The following is an 18,379-nucleotide window of genomic DNA, read 5'->3' as shown; positions in this document are numbered from 1 at the left end:
ATGCCATCGGTCTCCCACCGCCATGACTTCACCGGCGATATCGGGCAGCTGGACACCACAATATCCGCGCTTCTGGTACGTGAATGACGCCAAGTATGGCGGCAGTCCCCGTCCTTCCGTCCCCTTCCTCACGGCATCGCATCATGAACGTTCGGAAAAGCCCGCGAGAACAGGTGGCACAGCGGATGTGAGCGTTCACATATTTTTGGCGTTTTTTGCCCGAAACACACGTACGGCCATTGCTTTGTGTACACAGTCGGCATTACAGTAACAACTGTTGGTAAACAACGGCGCGGTATGCGCACAGCGCATGTCCGCCACCCTACAAGGGAGAATTACATGACAGTTAAGATTGGTATCAACGGCTTCGGTCGCATTGGTCGTCTCGCCTTCCGTCGCATCTTCGAGCTGCAGGCTCGCGGCGGCCAGGCTGGTGACATCGAAGTTGCCGCCATCAACGATCTGACCACTCCGGCCACCCTGGCTTACCTGCTGAAGTACGATTCCACCCACGGCACCTTCCGTCACGACGACGGCACACCGGTCGACGTCAAGGCCACCGAGGACTCCATCGTGGTGGACGGCAAGGAATACAAGGTGTACGCCGAGAAGGACGCCAACAACATCCCGTGGGTCAAGAACGACGGTGTCGAGTTCGTGCTCGAGTGCACCGGCTTCTACACCTCCGCCGAGAAGTCCCAGGCCCACCTGAACGCCGGCGCCAAGAAGGTTCTGATCTCCGCCCCGGCCAAGGATGACACCACCCCGACCGTCGTGTTCGGCGTGAACCACGACATCCTCAAGGCCTCCGACAACATCGTGTCCGCCGGCTCCTGCACCACCAACTCCATGGCTGCCATGGTCAAGCTGCTGGATGAGAAGTTCGGCATCCGCGCTGGCTTCATGACCACCATCCACGCCTACACCGGCACCCAGATGCTGCTGGATGGCCCGCGTGGCACCAAGTCCGGCCGCAACCTGCGCGCCGCCGGCATCAACACCATCGCCCACTCCACCGGCGCTGCCAAGGCCATCGGCAAGGTCGTTCCGTCCGTGAACGGCAAGCTGCAGGGCCACGCCCAGCGTGTCCAGGTTCCGGACGGCTCCGTCACCGAGCTGACCACCGTCCTGAACAAGGAAGTCACCGCCGACGAGATCAACGCCGCCTTCAAGGAAGCCTTCTCCGACACCGATTACTACGGCTACAACGATGAGGGCATCGTGTCCTCCGACATCCTCGGCGACACCCACGGTGGCGTGTTCGATCCGACTCAGACCGACGTGAACAACATCGACGGCCTGACCCTGGCTCGCACCGTCTCCTTCTACGACAACGAGTACGGCTTCACCTCCAACATGATCCGTACCCTGCTGTACTTCGCCGAGATCTCCGAGTGAATCATCGCGGTTGACGCCGCATAGGTTCGCAAGAGAACTTGCGTAGTGAAGCCCCCGCTTCGAGCGGGGGCTTTTTCGTAGGAGCATTCGCAATAAAACACTTCGTAGTAGGACACTTCGTAGTAGAACAGGAACCATGGCAAAGAAGAACAAACACGACAAGGGCACGGGTTCCACCCCGGCGACCGTGCAGCTGGAAAAGGCCGGCGTGGCGTTCCAGCTCTACGAATACGAGCATTCCAATGATCATATGGACGATGGCTATGGCGTGGAAGCGGCCACCAAACTCGGTTTCGACGAACATCAGGTGTTCAAGACGCTGATGGCGGACACGGGCACCGAACGGGTAATCGGCGTGGTGCCGGTCAGCGGACATATGGACCTGAAGGCCCTGGCAGCCGCCGTCGGAGCCAAGAAAGCCACCATGGCCGACCCGAAGGTGGCCATGCGCGAATCCGGCTATGTGGTCGGCGGAATTTCGCCGTTAGGACAGAAAACACATCACAAGACCGTGCTGGATGCGAGCGCATTGCAATTCGACACCATTCTGGTCTCAGGAGGCAAACGCGGACTGTCCGTAGGCGTGGACCCGCATGATCTGCTCAAGGTCCTCGACGGCATCGCCGCCCCGATCGGCACGTGGTAGGCGCTACCGCGACCGCGAAGGCTTCCGGCGGAGCTCCGACGACTGAGCCGTCAAGCAGAGAGTCCAGTGGACTCTCTGTAGGCGAAGTGAGCGGGCGCTACCGCGACCGCGAAGGCTTCCGGCCGCGAAGCTCGGCCGGAAGCACAAAATGCATATTCTCCTTGATGGTCTCCACTGATTTCACGCCGGTGAAACCCAGATCATGCAATGCGTCGATGACGCCGGACACCAGCTCTTCGGGTACTGAAGCACCGGAGGAAACCCCCACATTCTCCACATCCCGGAACCATCGGGCGTCAAGCTCACCGGCATCGTCCACACGGTAGGCTCTGCCGCGACTCCCCAACCCTTCCTGGGCGACCTCCATCAACCGCACCGAATTCGAGGAATTGGCAGACCCGACGATCACCACGCAATCGGACTGCTGGGCCACGAGTTTCACCGCGGCCTGACGGTTCGATGTGGCGTAGCATATGTCGGAGCTCGGCGGCTCCTCGATCCATGGGAAACGCGCTTTCAACGCCGCGATGGTATCGGCGGTCTCATCCACGCTGAGTGTGGTCTGGGAGAGCAGCACCAGCTTCGTCTCAGGTGTGAAATCCAATGACGCCACGTCACCGGCATGTTCAATGAGATGCACATGCTCCGGGCTCTCCCCTACCACACCGACCGCCTCATCGTGGCCCTTGTGACCGATATAGATGATCTCATAGCCTTCGCGCACGAACCGCAGCACCTCGCGATGCACCTTGCCCACCAGCGGGCAGGTGGCGTCCACGATGTGCATGCCGCGTTGTCTGGCTTCCGCCACGACCTTGGGCGACACGCCATGCGCGGAGAACACCACCGGAATACCCGCCGCCGCAGCTTCGTCGGGAATCTCCGCGAGCTCCTGCACGAACACCGCGCCCTGGCCGGCGAGGTCCTCGACCACATGCCTATTGTGCACGATCTGCCGGCGCACGTACACGGGAGGCAGCCCATCATCGCGGTGCAGTTTCCCCGACGACTCCGCGGCCTTGAGTATGGTCTGCACGGTCAGGATCGCACGATCCACGCCGGCGCAGAATCCACGCGGGTCGGCAAGCACCACACTTCTGGACATAATGGGAACCTCCTGAACGTCATTACCGACTCCCAGTGTACGGCACACTCGGCGCACTCCTTACCCGCTCCGGCACCCTGCAGGTATCCCGCATCGCAGTTTTCCGAACCGAAGCACCGATCATGCGCACAATGTGATGCTCGCCACTGGCATCAGCCACGCATCAGCCACGGCAGGAACAGTTGCCGCACCGATACAGCGCAAGGATTAGACTGAACCCAGCGGTGACGAACGCCGCCGGAACAAGCCGTATCTCACTATGGGAGTGATTCCTATGACAAGCAAAACGCCACGCACGGGCAATCAGTATTCAATTCACTATGGCGACTACAGCGCCGTGATCTGTGAGCTTGGAGCGAAAATCCGTCGATTCGACTATCAGGGCACGGAGATCTTCTGCCCGTTCGGCGTGAACGATCTGACCCCCACCTGCAACGGCTACATCCTGGCGCCCTGGCCCAACCGCATCGAGAACGGCGAATACGATTTCAACGGCAGGCATTACTGCGCACCGGTCAACGAATACCACCCGGCACCCCGCAACAACGCGAACCACGGATACGCCTACCACTACATGTGGAAGCTCGAGTCGCTGACCGACAACGCCGTGACGCTGTCGCTGCGTTTCCCGAATCTGGATGGCTACCCGTTCGATGTGACCGTCACCGTGACCTACGAGCTCGGCGAGGAAGGCCTGACCGTGACCGTCACCGCGCGCAATGACGGTCACGAGCCGGCTCCTTGGGCCCTTGGCTTGCATCCGTGGCTGGCCAATGGCAGGCAGGGTGCCACCTCGGCTGAACGTGACGCCGATTCCGCCGCATGCCGTCTGCAAATCAAGGCCGCAAGCCATGTGACGGTGAACGAGGCGCTGATCCCCACCGGCACCGAACCGGTTTCCGGCATCTACGATCTCAATGACGCCCCCACGCTTGAAGGCCGCGCCTTCGACGACGCCTGGGTGGACGTGGAACGTGCCGCAGACGGTACGACCACCACCACGTTCAGCCGTCCGGACGGCATCGAAGTGAAGCTTATCGGCGACGACACCATCAACGCCTGGCAGTGCTATACCGCCACCGGTGCACCATTCGCCGAACACCCGTATGGCATCGCCGTGGAACCGATGACCGCCCCGGCCAATGCCTTCCGCACCGGCGACCATCTGGTGACACTCGCTCCCGACAGCGAATACACCACCGTCGTCCGCTACGAAGTGACTCGGAAGTAGTCCGGCACGGGATTCCTCTGTAACGGCTACGGCCATGATTCCGGGGAGCCCAAGAACGAACCTGTGATGTCTCCTTCCCGCAAAGAGGCAAGGAGGCATCACAAGCACACCCGTTTATCGAAATGAGACGCTTCCCCGCCGCGCCTCACAGCATGGGTGCGGTACGATTGTGAACGGTAACAATCCACTTTCACAAAGGAGTGTGCATTATGGCTTTGAAGCCTCGCACTGGTAACCAATACGCCATCTCGTCCGGCGATTGGAGCGCCGTCGTCACGGAACTGGGCGCGAGTCTGCGTGAGCTGAAGTGGAAGGGCACGGACATCATCGTCCCCTTTGATCCGAACAAGGTCATCCCGTGCTGCAACGGCTGGGTGCTGGCCCCCTACCCGAACCGCGTGACCAACGGGCAGTACACGTTCGGCGGCGAGAACTACCAGATGCCGATCGACGAATTCGACCGTCAATCCTCCCTGCACGGCTACGCCTACCGTTACATGTGGGAGCTCGAGGACCTGCAGGAATCCCACGTGACGCTCTCCTGGCGTTCCCCCGACATCGCCGGATACCCGTTCGACATCACCATCACCGCCACCTATGCGCTGGACGAGAACGGACTCACGGAAACCTTCACCGTCCACAACAATGACAACGTCAAGGCCCCGTGGGCCTTCGGCATCCATCCGTGGCTCGCCAACGGCAAGAACGCCACCGGCACGGCGATCACCGCCGACAACGAACCATGCCGCCTCGAACTCCACTGTGATACGCATGTCACCGTAGACGAGCACCTGCTGCCCACCGGCGAAGAACCGGTGTCCGGCATCTTCGACCTGCGCGACAACCCCACGCTGGAAGGCCGTGGCTTCGATGACGCATGGACCGATATCACCAACCGTGGCGCGGACGGCAGCACCTCCGCCGTCTTCACCCGTCCTGACGGCATCAAGGTGACCCTGACCGGCGACAAGACCATCAACTCCTGGCAGGTGTGCACCGGCAACGAAATCGGCGTGAAGCAGCGTCAGCCCGGCGTTGCCGTCGAACCGATGACCGCTTATGCCGACGCCTTCCGCACCGGCAAGGACCTGGTCGTGCTCGACCCCGGCAGCGACTACACCACAGTGATCACCTTCCAGGCCGAGCAGATCTGAGTTCGTTCGGCCAAACCAGGGCACACATCGACTCTTCGGTAAACGCCACATGGACGCGCGGTTGAGAACGTCGCGCTCATGTGGCATAATTCCGTAGGCTTATTGATTTTCAGTAAAGGAGTCCATCATGGGCATGCGCGGACGTAAGCGCAGGGATCGTCGCAAGAAGGCCGCCAACCACGGCAAGCGTCCTAACACCTGATCCTTCGCGTTTCTCATAAACGCCGAAAGCCCATCTGAGCAATCAGATGGGCTTTCTTGTTATATATCGCACCAGCTATGCGTAATGCCGTCCTAACTAGCAGGCAGTTCCTTCGATGGCATCCGCCAATCACCGGTCTTCGCCGCAGCAATGATCAAGCGTGGCCTTGAGCTTGGCCATCAGGCATTCCGGAGCCACGTCAGGGCGCAGATAAGCGCGCAGCGCGGCGATCAATGCCTGTTCACGGGCATCGCAGCACGTGGCCGGGTCGAAGCACTCCCCCGCAACCTGATCGGCATACGGTTCACCCGTCCGCTGGGCGGCGGATCGCTGGGATACGGTGTCCGACGAGCATGCGCAACCGGAGGCATGGTCCCCCGAGCAGCATTGGCTCGTGGTGATATGCACTTCCGTCCTGCTGACCACTCCGTCCGAAGCACTGGTGATGGAGATATGACTGGTTTCCACATCCGGCATGACACGCCGCAGATTCCGATCGTTCATCACATCTCCTTTCCTTGTACTCCATTATGGACCGTATCCGCATGGGCATGCGGTTGTTCAGGCAACTTCGCGGATGGTGAACTTGAGCCTTTCCCCGTATCGTCCTCCACATACCCGCGCTCACGCGCATACTCAGCCAGTTCGCGTTTGAGCTGCGTACGCGCACGATTGAGACGGCTCATCACCGTGCCGATCTTCACGCCTTGCTCATCCGCCACCTGCTGATAGGATTTGCCGTCGATAGCCGCATCGATGAACACCTGGCGGCGTTCCGGCGACAGCTTGGCGAGCGCCGCCATGATCTCCTCGGGCGCGAATGCATCCAGATACTCCTCCTCGGCGGATTTCAGCCCATCCGACGAGTGTTCGGCGGCGTCATAGATGTCCCAGTCGTCGTATTCGCCGGTGGAGTCGTTGGCCCGCTGGGGTCTGCGCTTGGATTTGGCGTATTGGTTGAAATAGGCATTGCGTTCGATGGTGGTCATCCACGCCTCGAAGTTCGACCCCGGCTGGAAGGTGTCGAACGCCTTGAACCCTCGTTCGAAGGTGTCCTGGACAAGATCCTGAGCATCATCGGGATTGTTCGTGAGCCGCATGGCCTGACGGTATAGGGCATTGACCGCAGGCATCGCGAGCCGTTCGAATCTGGCGCGCCTGTCCGCCATGGATTCCCCTGCGGCATGGCCTTCGGCCGTACCATGCGGCAGGCGTTGTTCCCCTTGCTTCCGAGGTGTTGCAGATGCTTGCTTCGTGCTTGTCACGATTGCTCATTGTAACCAAATCATGTGCCCATATCGTGGTTGATACTCGGTGGGTCGCCTCACACGGCGGACCGCCTGTAGAATGACTATTCGGTTAGAAACAGGGAGAACATGTTATGGCATTGACTTTGGCCACGGCCGCCGCATTGCTCGACGAGCACCATCTGCTGCGGGAGATCATCCAAACGAACCAGTGGACTGACAACGCCGAGGACATCGCCGGCGCCAGCGAACCGTTCAGCGCAATCACGTACGATACGCGCAAGGTGGCCGAGGGAACACTCCTGTGCTGCAAGGGCCGCTTCAAGGCCGAGTATCTGGCCGGCGTTGACGACGCAGGACTCGCCGCCTATGTGGCCGAAACCGAGTACTCTACCGCGACCCATGCCCCCGGGCTGATCGTCAACGATGTTCGCAAGGCGATGAGCCTGCTGTCCGCCGCGTTCTACGGCCGTCCGCAGGATGAGCTGACCGTGATCGGCATCACCGGCACCAAGGGCAAGACCACCACCGCCTACTTCGTCCAGGCAGTGCTCAACGCGTATTCCGATGGCAGATGTGCACTGTTCTCATCCGTCGACAATTGTCTGGACGGCCACACCTATGTGGAATCCGATCTGACCACGCCCGAATCGATGGATGCCTTCCGCATGATGCGTGAGGCGGTCGATAACGGCATGAAGTACCTGGTGATGGAGGTGTCCTCGCAGGCGTACAAGGTGGAACGTGTCTATGGGCTGACATTCGACGCCGGCGCGTTCCTCAACATCTCTCCCGATCACATCAGTCCAATCGAACACCCCACGTTCGAGGATTACTTCTATTGCAAGCGTCAGATCACGCGCCACTGCCGCACGTTGGTGCTCGGCGCGGACTGCGCGCATGCCGACCTGATTCGTCAGGATGCCTCGGCCGCCGGTGTTCCGGTCACCACATTCGCCACGCACGATATCGACGATCAGGGCACAGCAGCCGATATCACGGCAATGCCTGACACGAGCACAGGCTCCGGATATCTGTTCCGCGAACACGGGACACAGGTCGGCGATTTCTCATTGGAGCTGGAGGGCGAGTTCAATGCCGCCAATGCAGCAGCCGCCATCGCACTGACTCGGGCAGTCGGCGTGCCCGCCGATGCCAAAGCGTTCGCCGCTTTGGAACATGTACGCATCTCGGGGCGCATGGAGCATTATGAGTCCGGCAATATGGTGGCGTACGTCGACTATGCCCATAATTACGTGAGCACGAAGACCTTAGTCGAATTCGTCGCGAACAAGTACCATGACCGCAATCCCCGTATCGTCCTGGTCACCGGCTCGGTGGGAGACAAGGCCGTCGACCGGCGCGAAGGCATCATCAGGGGCGCGCAGGATCGTGTGGATCGGATCATCCTCACCTCGGAGGACACCGTGCACGAATCCATGACCGACATCCTCAATGAGATGAAAGGATACATTACGAATCCGCATGTCGAGTGCAGCATCGAACTCGACCGTGCCAAAGCCATCGAGGATGCCGTGGTTGATGCGCGCTCCCATGCCGACAAGCTGACCGTACTGCTGGTCATCGGCAAAGGCGAGGAGCGTTGGATCAAGGTCGATGGCAGGCATGCGCCATACGAAGGCGACGATCATGTGGTCAAGCGACTGTTCGGCTTGATACAGGACTGATTCAGGGACTGAGTACAGAACAATACAAGGCATACAGAGTATCCATAGAGAGAAGGAGCGACCGTTGATCGCATTGGAACACGTCACACTTGCAGCCATGGAACACGCAGCGGCACAGGCCGGCATCATCCTGCCCATCGAGCAGACTGAGGCATGGGGCAAGTATCAGGCCAAAGTTCCGGGACGCCACCCGTGGGGCGCATTCCTGATCCGCCGCGACAATGAGCTCATCGCCGTCATCTCCCTGATCGACTACGAGACCCACGGATATCATTATCTGCGTTCCCTGCACGGGCCGGCGTGGAAGACCAAGCCCAGTCAGGATGAAGAACGCGAAGTGGTGGACGCATTGGCGAAGGCTGTACATGCCAAAGATCACAAAGTGGCGTTCCTGCGCGTGGATACCTGGTTCGAGGACGGGTATTACCGCGTGCTGTCTACAGTGCCATACGATCAGACCGTCATCGTCGACCTGACCGGCGGCGACGACCAGATCCTAGCCCGCATGCGCGCCCGTGGACGCCAGAACGTGCGCAAGGCGTTGCGGGAAAGCCCCGCCGTCTGCGCCGATGAGACCGAGCAGGCCTCCCACTCATTCGACGAATACTATGGCGTGATGGTCGATACCGCCAAGCGCGATGGATTCGCACCGGCACCGAAGCAGGACTACGAGGACATGCTTCAGGAACTCGGCCCCGAGCATTGCCGCCTGTTCGTCAGCCGCATCGACGGCAAGGTGGTCAATTGGTGCCTCGTCACCCTCAACGACAATCGTGCAGTGTATTACTACGGCTGCATGAGTACCGCCGTACGTCGTCTGCGTGTGCCGGACAAGATGTTCTACCATATCTTCTGCACTTTGGGCGCACAGGGCGTCCAAAGCCTCGACATGATGGGCATCGGTTCGGATTTCGCGCCATCGCTCAAGGGTTTGAACCAGTTCAAGACCAAATTCGCACCGGATATCACACCGGTGGCCGCCGGCCATGACATCCCGATCAAACGCGGTTTCTACGGTCTGCTGCGCTTCATCCAGAAGCTGCGCAAACGCGGCAATGCCGAACACTGAACATCGCGGATCACCAATCTGCATTCAGGCCACGTTCAGGATAGTCCCAGTGATATAGGAGGCAAATCGAACCTCATACCTATGCTGGTTCTGCACAATACTGCACGGTTACATGAAACCTGCTAGGTGGTGAAGGGGTGAAGAATCATGCTCACTGTGGTCGCAACGTCATTCCAGGACATCCACGAGGAGGCCGAAGGCTGCGACATCACGCTGCCCATCGAACAGACCGAGACCTGGGCCCGATATCAGGACACGATCGACGGACGCCGCTTCTGGAACGCACTGATGATCATGGATGGGGGGGACGCGCCGGTGGCCATGCTTTCCCTGATCGAATACAGGACGCATGGCTACCGGTATCTACGATCCACGCACGGTCCGGTCTGGACGGTTCTGCCTAATCCAGCACTGGAGCGCTCAGTGGTCAACGCGCTTGTCGAATATGTGCATCATGAGGATCCAGAAGTGGTGTTCCTGCGCATCGACACATGGACGACGGCAGGCACCAAACCGGTGCTGTCCACTGTGCCATATGACCGAACCGTCATCGTCGATCTGACCGGCGGCGACGATCAGATCCTGGCCCGCATGAAAAAGCGAGGCCGCCGCGACGTGCGCAAGGCGTTGCGAGAAAGCAGGGCGGTATGCAGGGACGAGACCACTGAGGCACTCACCGATTTCAAGGATTATTACGATGCGATGGTCGAGACTGCGCAACGTGACGGATTCGCCCCAGCACCGATGAGCGATTACACGGATATGCTCAAGGCATTGGGTCCCGATCATTGCCGGCTGTTCGCCGCGCGGATCGACGGACGTGTCGTGGCATGGGCTATCGTCACCATCAATCACGATCATGCCGTGTACTACTATGCCTGCTCCCGTACTGAAATACAGAAGGATCTTGTACCCGATCAATTGCTGTATTTCTTCTGCTGTGCTCTGGGACAGTATGGTTGCACGCAGATCGATCTGATGGGCATCGGCAGCGATTTCGCACCGTCATTGCGATCATTGAACACGTTCAAGACCAAGTTCTCTGAAGATGTCGAGCCGGTAGCGCCTGCGCGGGACGTGCCGATCAGGCGCGGCTTCTACGCCGCACTCACTGCATTGCAGCATATGCGCCGCCTGCTGAACCGGTAGAGGCGATCCCAAAGGCATCTGCCGTGATCACGATATCCCCTACCGTTCGAGCTTCTGGCTGATGACCGCGGTGACGCCGTCCGCGCGCATGGTGACGCCATAGAGCGCGTCGGCGATGGACATCGTGCGCTGCTGGTGCGTGATGATGATGAGCTGCGCGTGGGTGCGCAGCTCATTGAGTGCATTGATCAGGCGAGTCAGGTTGACGTCATCGAGCGCGGCCTCCACCTCGTCCATGACGTAGAACGGACTGGGACGGGCGGTGAAGATGGCGAACAACAGCGCCAGCGCGGTCAGCGAGCGCTCACCACCCGAAAGCAGACTCAGCTGCTTGACACGTTTGCCGGCAGGACTGGCTTCGACCAGTACGCCGGTGGTCAGAAGGTCTTCCGGATTGTCCAATCGCAGTCTTCCGGTGCCGCCCGGGAACAGCGTGGCGAACACCTTCTCGAACGCCGCGGCGGTATCGTCAAACGCCGACTTGAACACGGTGATCATCGTGGAGTCGAGGTCCTTGACGAGCTGCATCAGGTCATCGCGCGACTTGACCACATCGTTGCGCTGGTCGTTGAGATACTTGTTGCGTTCCTCCAATGCCTCATATTCCTCGGTGGCCAGCGGATTGACTTTGCCGAGCGCCGCCAGGTCGCGACGGGCCTTGTCCAGCCGCTTTTTCTGTTCCGTACGGTCGTATGGCACGGTTTTGAAGCGATGGGGTTCATCCTCATGGACCGTCCCATCGGCCGGATCCGCATCCAACGGCACAGGCCTGCCCTCATCATCCAGTACAGGCACCGGCCGATCCGGACCATAGTCACGTACCAGCTCCTCAAGCGTCAGGCCCAGCTCGTCCGAAACCTTCTGCGTGAGCTGACCGTATTCCGCAGCCAGACGCTCCCGGTTCACATCCAGCACATGCTCGCGAGCGATCAGATCGGCGACTTTCGGCTCGACCGCATCGCGCTGTGAACGCAGTGCCCGGAGCTCCTGATCATGCGCTGATGCGGCGTTCTGCAAACGGTCGCGTTCCGCTGCGACCTCGTCGAGAGTACGTTCCACCATCCCGGCAACGCTGCGTGCATCGCTGGCCACAGTTTCAAGGTGTGTCGCCTGCTCGCGTCGACGCTCGTTCAACGATTCGATCCGTGCACGGCGTTCTGCGGCCTCTTTGGCGTTGTCGCGCAACAGTCCTACCTGACGGTTCAGCGATTCGAGTTTCCTGCCCGCCTCCGTCCAGGTGATCTTGGCGGTGACCTCACGCTCCCTTGCCGCGGAAAGCTCATGCTCCAGCATTTGCTCGCGCTTGCCCAATTCATCGAAGTCGGCATGCCCGGAATCCGGTTGCTGTGCGGCGTCAAGCGCTGCGGCAAGATCGTCGAGTCTGAGTTGGTGGTCCTCACGACTCGACGCGGCATCGGCGGTTTTCCTGTCCATCTGGTCAAGCTGGCGGGCGATCGAATCGACACGGCCTTCTGCAGATCTCATCGACCGCTCGGCCTGTTGCGCTTTGAGCCGAGCTTCCGTTCGAGCGGCGGATTCGCGGTCGACCAGCCGGGCCGCCTCGTCACGTGCGGCCTTGGCTGCCTGCACTTGTTCGGCGATTGATCGGCTTTCTTCCTCCAACTGTCTTGCCTGTGCCAGCGCTTTGTCCCGTCGGGCGGCCAACGACAGGTCGGACTGAGACGACGTCGACCCTCCGGATGCCGCCACGCCATAGACGAACATCTCCCCCTTGCTGGTGACCGCACGCGTCGCCTCGCCTGATACGACAATGTATTGCGCCGTTTCGATATCAGGAACCGCCGCCACATCATCCAGCAGCAGGCGCACGGCGCGCACGACGGCTTCGGCCTGCATCCGATCGGCGGCATCCGAATTGGGAACCACCAGATCGGCCAATGACTGATAGGCCTTTGAGGCTTCACTCTTCGACCGTGTCTCGGGCTGCGGACCGGTCGCGGCGTCATCTTCCAACGCTGCGGACAACACCACCGCCTTGCCCAACTTGTCAGTACGCGCCTTTTCGAGCGCATGGAGCATGTTGCCGGCTGTCGGCACCACGATGGCGCTGGCATATTGATCGAGAGCATGCGCCACCGCGTCTTCCCATCCTTCAGTCACATGGATGAAGTCGGTAAGGCGGCCCAACGCTGAAACCTTGTCGTCCCGTTCCAAGGCTCCCGATGCGTTGCGACTGTCCAAGGTGTCGGACAAGGCATCCGCCTTGGCCTTCAGGGAGATAATCCGCGACTGGATATCCCTCTGACGGTCGGTGATCTCATTGAGACGATCACGACGTTCAGCGAGCGCGGCCCTGGCGTCATCCAACGCGGTGCCACCGTCATCGGATACTGCCTCGGTTTCATCACGCAATGCGTTCAGTTGAAGCTTCGCCTCGTCATACTGCGAAGCGAGCGCGGAACGTTGATCCGTATAATCCTTGGCACGGCTTGCCGCAAGCTGTACTGCGGATTCCTCTCGGGCGATGAGTTCCCGAAGTCTGGATATCTTCGCATCATGTTCTTGGGCTGTTTTGCGTAATTCGGTGAGTGTCTGGCGCGTCGACGCGAGTTTTCTCTCATTGTCAGCGCGTTCCTCCGTCGCCTTGTCGAACGCCAGACGGGCGTCGGACACGATTCCCGACTGAGCCTGAGCCTGAGAGTCCAATTCCTCGGCCCGTTTGTTCAGCATATCCGGGTCTTCCCCGAAATTGGCGACGATCTGCCCGGCAAGCGAGCGCGCACGTTCATCGGCAAGCTGCGCAATCGAACGCAACCGTTCACGAATCTGTGAACAATCATGCCAATACTGGTTGGCTTTGGCTATGGCGGGGCTTGATTGCGAACTCAACGCCTCGACCTGATCGATACGCACTTTGACTTGTGCGAGTTCGCGCTGCGCTTCGGCAAGCTGTTCCCGCACCTCGCCGAGTTCCTTGCGTACCGCGTCACGCTGTTCCGCCGAACGTTGGGCATCCTCACCATACAGGCGGGCCTGCGCATCGCGCACGGTCACCTGGATGGCGTCGGCTCGTCTCGAAATGCGCGCCTGCCTGCCGAGCGGCCCCATCTGACGGTGAATCTCACGCAGCAGGTCGTCGAGCCTGTTGAGGTTCGTTTCGGTGTTCGCCAGCTTGCGCAGCGCACGTTCCTTGCGCTTGCGATGCTTCAGTATTCCGGCGGCCTCCTCGATGAAGGCGCGATGCCCGGATGGGTCGGCCTTGAGAATGGCGTCCAATCGCCCCTGTCCGACGATCACGTGCATCTGCTGCCCCAGACCGGTGTCGGAGAGCAGCTCCTGGATGTCCAGCAGCCGGCATGCCGACCCGTTGATCGCGTATTCGGAACCGCCGTTGCGGAAAATCGTGCGGGATATGGTGACTTCCGTGTAATCGATGTCCAGCATGTGGTCTGAGTTGTCGATGGTCAGACTCACCTGCGCACGGCCGAGCGGCGGCCTGGAGGATGTGCCCGCAAAGATCACATCCTCCATTGACGTGCCTCTCAGGTTCTTGGCACCCTGCTCCCCCATCACCCAGGTCAGCGCATCGACGATGTTCGACTTGCCGGAGCCGTTGGGGCCCACGACTGCGGTGATTCCCGGCTCGAAGCGCAGTGTGGTGGCCGATGCGAAGGATTTGAAACCGCGCAGGGTGAGTTCTTTGAGGTACATGGGTACAGACCGTTTCGCTGGACCATTGTCACATGGACGGAACCGATGGCCGTCACGCCTGATGGCGTGACTCGCCGGTGCTGCCGCCGGTCGGATCCGAGTCGGAATCCGACCCGGCAAGATGCTTCAGGCCGAGGACATCGAATACGTCGAAATCATCGGGGCTGACCGTGTCTTCGAGATTGTCGGCCGCCTCCTGGGTGGCGGCGTCCGACTGTCCGTCGACATCGGAATCGCCGGAATGGGAATCATCGGGTTCGACCGACGGCTGGTGGATGCTCATGGCCTGCTTCATCGTGGGGCTGGCATGCTCTTCAAGCATGGCACGCGCGTCGCCCGCGGTCACGAAACTGCCGCAAATGAGCACACCGTGGCCGTAGCCCACACCGAGCTCGTCTTCCGCATCGACCATGTTGACGGCGGTCTGGATGGCATCGGGCAGGTTCGGTTCCTTGACCACGCGATCGCGGCCGAAGACATCGACTGCGATCTTCTCCAGATCATCGGCCGGCATCACACGGTCACGCCATGAGTTCTCGGTTACCACCACGGAGCTCAGGACCGGCTCGAGCACACCAAGATACTGTTCGACCTGCTTGTCTTTCATCATGGCCACGACGCCGACCAGCTGCTTGAAATCGTAGTTCTCCTCAATGGCCTTGCGCAGCGCCTCGGCGGCGTTCACGTTATGACCTCCGTCGAGGATGATGGTCGGCGAGGTGCGGATCTGCTCGATGCGCCCGGGAATCCTGACCGAGCTCAGCGCCTCGGCCACCAGATCGCCATCCAGCGGACCGTTGACCGGAATCACCACTTCGGCGGCGGCGAGCGCGGCGAGCGCGTTATGCGCCTGATGCTCACCGAACTTGGCGATCGGCACACCCTCATAGGTGCCGTTCGGCGTGGTGAGTGTGGCGACCTGACCGCCGACGGCCGGCATGCGGTCGGAGACGGTCATCTCATACCCGTCGCGAACCAGTGTGGCATGGTTGCGCCGCGCCGCCTCCTCGATAATCGGCATCACGGCCTCTTCGTGCGGCTGTCGGCCGATGATCGCCGTGCAATCGGGCTTGATGATGCCGGCCTTCTCGCCGGCGATCTGCTCGACCGTGTCGCCCAGCCACTGCATATGGTCCATATCGACCGGTCCGATGATGGCGGCATCGGCATCGAGCACGTTGGTGGCGTCCCAGGTGCCGCCCATGCCCACTTCCACAATGGCCACATCCACTGGCGCATCCGCGAACTTCCAGATCGCCATGGAGGTGAGCACCTCGAAGAAGCTCATCTTCGGCTTGCCCTGCTCGGCCATCTTGGCATCCACCAAAGCCACCAGATCCTTGATCTGATCCCAGATGTCGATGAAATCATCATCCGAAAGCTGCTGGCCGTCGATGGCGATCCTCTCGTTGATGCGTTCGAGATGCGGCGACGTATACAGTCCGGTGCGCATGCCGTAGGCGCGGCAGATGGCTTCGGCCATACGTGCAGTGGATCCCTTGCCGTTGGTGCCGGTCACATGAATCACGCGGAACGACTGCTCCGGGTGCCCCAGCAGGTCAAGCATCAGATTCATGCGGTCCAGATCAAGATTCGTGGTGTTGTGCTCGGGCGGACGGCTCATGATGTCCAGCTCGACGTCCCTCATCGTCTCGTTGTTCCTGTTCGGATGCTCGAATGACATACCTTCTCCGGTCCTCCACGCTTCTACGGTCTGCTGTTTCCAAACTCCTCCATCTTAGCCGTCAGGGTGGCTTACGCAGACCATGCCATCAGCTCATGGCATATCCGCCGCCCGATACTGCCTGCCACACCTCCCGGCGCATCTTCCGGCGCGTCATGTCGGCGCATCGTGCCGGATAGTGCCGACGCATCGTGTCGTTATCTCTTATCGATTCCACCGATTCCACCGATTCCAGCGACGCCAGCAGGGCAGGGACTGGCCATCCTCCTTCGGAAAACACCCCTCACCGCAGTCAAAGGGCCAGTCCATGTCATCGCTCCTTCACTGACGGGCTCTCAGTGAAGCTGCCGTGACATGAACTGGCCAGATGACTTCGCCAAGGCTTCTCATCGACGCAACAGGGCCAGTCCTTGCCCAGCTCCCATCGCCGGACGGCTCCCAGCGAAGTCAGCCGGCCAGTACTTGCCCGCATGGCTTCACGACACAGCAGTCAAACGGCCAGTACTTGCCCAAACAACTTCGCCGCCAAGCCTCAGCAGCAGTAAGAAGGCCATATCCTGCCCATAGGCCTTCGCTGCGCAGCAGTCAAGTGGCCATTCCCTGCCCTATAAACGTCACAGCCAGCACCAGCCACAAGCCAGTGGTCTGTCTCGCAATTGGTTGAGCGGTACTGGCCCCCTCTGATGGACGTTGCCGTGAAGCAGACAGCGGAGCTGTCTGTAGGCAACGTGCGAGCCGACAGGCGAGCCAGCAGGATGCCGCGCGTGTAGCGCGTCCGTGATTGCGGGACCGGTGCCGTGAAGCAGACAGCGGAGCTGTCTGTAGGCAACGCGTGAGCCGCCAGGCGTACCAGCCAGATGCCGCGCGCAGCGTGTCCCTGATTGCGGGACGGGCTGTCAGCGAAGCTGACCGGGAGAGAAAAACCGAATCCCTCAATTATTTACGAGACAGACCACTAGCAGCACCAGTCACCAACACAGGATATACGCCCGACCGTCAAGGACAGCTAACACGCATGGCAATCCGTCGCCCCTCGGTCGTGCCTCTCGAAATCGAGACACTTCGATAATTCCTTGCAATACAGCCGATGTGGATAACTCAACATGCTTTCACGTTCCAGCCATAGACCGCGATAATGGCGGAATACCAACGATTTGGACATCCAAGCCTTGACCACGGCGAAGCTGGAACCACAATGGTCGATCACGCTTGCCACCACGTAGCGGCACAGCATACGGTCGAGTTCATGAAAACACACAAGACAGTAACGCAGTTGATCCATGCCGCCCAGTCAAAGCAGCGATGCGCGTATTCCACTGTGCCCGCTGAGCAACTGGCACTGCAAAGACGCGCCAAGGCAGGCGAACTGACAAACACCTACAAAGGTTCGCCAAGTCTGTATGCGGACACCACGTACTGGTTATCGCTCACACCTCCCGAACGCACCATGCATATAGCCAAAGCGTTGGGCGACGCCCATCCGCATTGGATCTTCGGAGGATTGACCGCCGCGACAGCCTATGGTTTCGAACACCAATGGTGTCTGCATCAGGGCTCCATCTCGATCATGACGACAGGTCACGGCACCCAACAACGCCATAGTCAACTGAAACGCGTATACATGCCCAATGCCCCATCGCTTGCCGTACGAGAACCAACTACCGGGCTGCTGGTGACACCGCCCGCCAGCACGCTCATTGAATGCGCACGAACCTACGACTTCCGTTTTGCGTTGCCGCTCTTCGATTCGGCGCTTGCAAAAGGAGTGAGTGCAAACGACATCACCCAGGCATGCAGCACCATGTGCGTGGACTACACGCCGGTCTTCCGACTGCTCCGCCACGCCAATCCACGTAGCGAAAACGGCGGGGAATCGTTGGCCCGCGGCACGATGATCGAAGAACGTTTCGTGGTACCCGACATTCAGGTTCCGGTACAGGATCCGAAGAACGGTGCGGAATACCGGGTTGATTTCGTATGGCGTCTTCGCAATGGACGCATTGTGGTCGCCGAGTACGACGGCTCGAGAAAGTATGTCGATCCGTCGATGACCGATAACCGAAGCATCCATGAGACAGTGGCCAAGGAACGCGAACGGGATTCGGGGCTGAAGCGTGCCGGAGCAAGCGAGATA

General features: G+C 60.1%; 14 protein-coding genes. 9 read left to right on the top strand and 5 right to left on the bottom strand.

Annotated features, from left to right (window positions below):
- Positions 1–339 precede the first annotated feature (339 nt).
- Both gap and ybaK read left to right on the top strand, forming a co-directional pair.
- Positions 340–1,398: a type I glyceraldehyde-3-phosphate dehydrogenase gene (gene gap / locus BW09_RS10290; protein ID WP_140464920.1), complete on the top strand. Its 1,059-nt coding sequence runs from the start codon at positions 340–342 to the stop codon at positions 1,396–1,398.
- A 136-nt stretch (positions 1,399–1,534) separates the two neighbouring features.
- Positions 1,535–2,044 (top strand): Cys-tRNA(Pro) deacylase, encoded by a 510-nt coding sequence (ybaK, locus tag BW09_RS10285; protein WP_140464918.1) that lies wholly within the window; start codon positions 1,535–1,537, stop codon positions 2,042–2,044.
- Between the two features lie 97 nt (positions 2,045–2,141).
- Here ybaK and BW09_RS10280 read toward each other — a convergent pair whose 3' ends face one another.
- Positions 2,142–3,149 carry a 4-hydroxy-3-methylbut-2-enyl diphosphate reductase gene (locus BW09_RS10280; protein ID WP_140464916.1) on the bottom strand — a complete coding sequence of 336 codons (1,008 nt, stop codon included), beginning with the start codon at positions 3,147–3,149 and terminating at the stop codon, positions 2,142–2,144.
- Positions 3,150–3,423: 274 nt separating this feature from the next.
- Here BW09_RS10280 and BW09_RS10275 point away from each other — a divergent pair, with 274 nt between their 5' ends.
- The 3 genes from BW09_RS10275 to BW09_RS11355 all read left to right on the top strand — a co-directional run bounded on the left by BW09_RS10275 (position 3,424) and on the right by BW09_RS11355 (position 5,736).
- On the top strand, positions 3,424–4,380 hold the full coding sequence (locus BW09_RS10275; RefSeq protein ID WP_140464914.1) for an aldose 1-epimerase family protein: 957 nt from the start codon (positions 3,424–3,426) through the stop codon (positions 4,378–4,380).
- Positions 4,381–4,589: 209 nt separating this feature from the next.
- A complete protein-coding gene (locus tag BW09_RS10270; protein WP_140464912.1) occupies positions 4,590–5,534 on the top strand; it encodes an aldose 1-epimerase family protein in 945 nt (314 codons plus the stop codon).
- A gap of 127 nt (positions 5,535–5,661) precedes the next feature.
- On the top strand, positions 5,662–5,736 hold the full coding sequence (locus tag BW09_RS11355; protein ID WP_099327425.1) for a 50S ribosomal protein bL37: 75 nt from the start codon (positions 5,662–5,664) through the stop codon (positions 5,734–5,736).
- 129 nt (positions 5,737–5,865) lie between these two features.
- Here BW09_RS11355 and BW09_RS10265 read toward each other — a convergent pair whose 3' ends face one another.
- Positions 5,866–6,240, bottom strand: a complete 375-nt coding sequence (locus BW09_RS10265) for a hypothetical protein (protein WP_140464910.1) — start codon at positions 6,238–6,240, stop codon at positions 5,866–5,868.
- Entirely contained in the window at positions 6,240–6,905 is a 666-nt protein-coding gene (locus BW09_RS10260) for a sigma-70 family RNA polymerase sigma factor (protein ID WP_044088809.1), read from the bottom strand. The genes BW09_RS10265 and BW09_RS10260 overlap by 1 nt, the downstream gene beginning before the upstream one ends.
- A 212-nt stretch (positions 6,906–7,117) precedes the next feature.
- Between BW09_RS10260 and BW09_RS10255 the strand changes: the two genes are divergently transcribed.
- The 3 genes from BW09_RS10255 to BW09_RS10245 all read left to right on the top strand — a co-directional run bounded on the left by BW09_RS10255 (position 7,118) and on the right by BW09_RS10245 (position 10,889).
- Positions 7,118–8,671, top strand: coding sequence for a UDP-N-acetylmuramoyl-L-alanyl-D-glutamate--2,6-diaminopimelate ligase (locus tag BW09_RS10255; RefSeq protein ID WP_140464908.1), 1,554 nt, complete (start codon positions 7,118–7,120; stop codon positions 8,669–8,671).
- Positions 8,672–8,735: 64 nt separating this feature from the next.
- A complete protein-coding gene (locus tag BW09_RS10250; RefSeq protein WP_140464906.1) occupies positions 8,736–9,740 on the top strand; it encodes a GNAT family N-acetyltransferase in 1,005 nt (334 codons plus the stop codon).
- Between the two features lie 147 nt (positions 9,741–9,887).
- Positions 9,888–10,889 carry a GNAT family N-acetyltransferase gene (locus tag BW09_RS10245; protein ID WP_140464904.1) on the top strand — a complete coding sequence of 334 codons (1,002 nt, stop codon included), beginning with the start codon at positions 9,888–9,890 and terminating at the stop codon, positions 10,887–10,889.
- A gap of 39 nt (positions 10,890–10,928) precedes the next feature.
- On the opposite strand, the gene smc is transcribed toward BW09_RS10245, so the two are convergent.
- Both smc and BW09_RS10235 read right to left on the bottom strand, forming a co-directional pair.
- Complete coding sequence (gene smc / locus BW09_RS10240; RefSeq protein ID WP_140462383.1) at positions 10,929–14,561, bottom strand: chromosome segregation protein SMC; 3,633 nt, start codon at positions 14,559–14,561, stop codon at positions 10,929–10,931.
- A 52-nt stretch (positions 14,562–14,613) separates the two neighbouring features.
- A complete protein-coding gene (locus BW09_RS10235; RefSeq protein ID WP_044088804.1) occupies positions 14,614–16,245 on the bottom strand; it encodes a folylpolyglutamate synthase/dihydrofolate synthase family protein in 1,632 nt (543 codons plus the stop codon).
- 1,246 nt (positions 16,246–17,491) lie between these two features.
- On the opposite strand from BW09_RS10235, the gene BW09_RS10230 reads away from it, so the two are divergent.
- A partial coding sequence (locus BW09_RS10230) for a hypothetical protein (protein ID WP_258185079.1) occupies positions 17,492–18,379 on the top strand: 888 nt, incomplete at its 3' end.

It is taken from the genome of Bifidobacterium sp. UTCIF-1 (assembly GCF_006408915.1).
GTDB lineage: Bacteria > Actinomycetota > Actinomycetes > Actinomycetales > Bifidobacteriaceae > Bifidobacterium > Bifidobacterium reuteri.
The sequence above is the reverse complement of the archived record's forward strand: the minus strand, read 5'-3'. Positions and strand labels throughout refer to the sequence as shown.

Excerpts from the sequence above, each read along its gene's own strand:
- gap (WP_140464920.1), top strand. The coding sequence starts at position 340 with ATGACAGTTAAGATTGGTATCAACGGCTTCGGTCGCATTGGTCGTCTC.
- ybaK (WP_140464918.1), top strand. The coding sequence starts at position 1,535 with ATGGCAAAGAAGAACAAACACGACAAGGGCACGGGTTCCACCCCGGCG.
- BW09_RS10280 (WP_140464916.1), bottom strand. The coding sequence starts at position 3,149 with ATGTCCAGAAGTGTGGTGCTTGCCGACCCGCGTGGATTCTGCGCCGGC.
- BW09_RS10275 (WP_140464914.1), top strand. The coding sequence starts at position 3,424 with ATGACAAGCAAAACGCCACGCACGGGCAATCAGTATTCAATTCACTAT.
- BW09_RS10270 (WP_140464912.1), top strand. The coding sequence starts at position 4,590 with ATGGCTTTGAAGCCTCGCACTGGTAACCAATACGCCATCTCGTCCGGC.
- BW09_RS10265 (WP_140464910.1), bottom strand. The coding sequence starts at position 6,240 with ATGAACGATCGGAATCTGCGGCGTGTCATGCCGGATGTGGAAACCAGT.
- BW09_RS10260 (WP_044088809.1), bottom strand. The coding sequence starts at position 6,905 with ATGGCGGACAGGCGCGCCAGATTCGAACGGCTCGCGATGCCTGCGGTC.
- BW09_RS10255 (WP_140464908.1), top strand. The coding sequence starts at position 7,118 with ATGGCATTGACTTTGGCCACGGCCGCCGCATTGCTCGACGAGCACCAT.
- BW09_RS10245 (WP_140464904.1), top strand. The coding sequence starts at position 9,888 with ATGCTCACTGTGGTCGCAACGTCATTCCAGGACATCCACGAGGAGGCC.
- smc (WP_140462383.1), bottom strand. The coding sequence starts at position 14,561 with ATGTACCTCAAAGAACTCACCCTGCGCGGTTTCAAATCCTTCGCATCG.
- BW09_RS10235 (WP_044088804.1), bottom strand. The coding sequence starts at position 16,245 with ATGTCATTCGAGCATCCGAACAGGAACAACGAGACGATGAGGGACGTC.